Genomic DNA, 1,103 nt, shown 5'->3' on the forward strand with positions numbered 1-1,103 from the left:
GCCCCCCACCCAACAGCAGAATCAGACCCCGGCACACGGACAAGCACGCGAGCCGGCACCGGCGCGGGTACGAGCACAACCCCCGTCGACCCCGCCCGCATGCCCCGCCTCACCACCACCGTCCCCCGCGAATACGTCCACCGCTCCACCCTCGCCGAGGTCTTCCTCACCGGCTGCGAACAAACCGGCGACACCCACTACACCCTCACCGCCCAATGGCCCCGCGCCCACACCTTCTTCACCACCCCCGACGGCACCCACCACCACCCCCTCCAAGCCGCAGAAACCATTCGCCAAACCGGCCTCTACCTCGCCCACGCCGAACTCGGCATCCCCCTCGGCCACCACTTCCTCATGCGCAACCTCCACCTCACCACCCACCCCCAACACCTCACCATCGGCCCCACCCCCACCGACCTCACCCTCACCGCCACCTACACCCCCCACCGCCCCCACACCAAACGCCCCACCGACTTCACCATGCACATCACCATCACCCGCAACGGCCACCCCACCGCCACCGGCACCGGCCGCTTCACCTGCCTCACCCCCACCACCTACCAACGCCTCCGCCACCCCCACACCAACCCCAACCCCACCAACACCGGCACCAGCACCAGCACCAGCACCAGCACCCACCAACCCCCCAACCCCCAACCCACACCCACCCACTACGGACGCACCCTCCCCCACGACATCGTCCTCACCCCCACCCCCCACCCCCACACCTGGCAACTCACCCCCAACCCCCACCACCCCATCCTCTTCGACCACACCACCGACCACATCCCCGGCATGGTCCTCCTCGAAGCCGCCCACCAAGCCGCCACCGCCCACACCCACCCCACCCCCACCACCCACCCCACCCACCCCACCACCCTCCACGCCACCTTCCACCAATACACCGAACACCACACCCCCACCTACATCACCACCCACACCACCCACACAAACAGCAACAACAACGGCCACCACGACACCAGCCAAACCCCCACCCCCACCACCCACATCACCGCACACCAAAACAACACCACCGTCTTCACCGCACAACTCACCACCCACACCCCCACCACCACCTGAACCAACCGGCAACGTGACGCGGC

The 1,103-nt window shown here is 68.1% G+C and carries 1 protein-coding gene; it reads left to right on the forward strand.

Annotated features, from left to right (window positions below; translation table 11 throughout):
- The first annotated feature begins 99 nt into the window (after positions 1-99).
- Complete coding sequence (locus ACIQTP_RS47005) at positions 100-1,080, forward strand: ScbA/BarX family gamma-butyrolactone biosynthesis protein (protein ID WP_403412409.1); 981 nt, start codon at positions 100-102, stop codon at positions 1,078-1,080.
- The last annotated feature ends 23 nt before the right edge of the window (positions 1,081-1,103 follow it).

The organism is Streptomyces sp. NPDC090798 (assembly GCF_044768965.1).
Lineage (GTDB): Bacteria > Actinomycetota > Actinomycetes > Streptomycetales > Streptomycetaceae > Streptomyces.

Excerpts from the sequence above, each read along its gene's own strand:
- ACIQTP_RS47005 (WP_403412409.1), top strand. The coding sequence starts at position 100 with ATGCCCCGCCTCACCACCACCGTCCCCCGCGAATACGTCCACCGCTCC.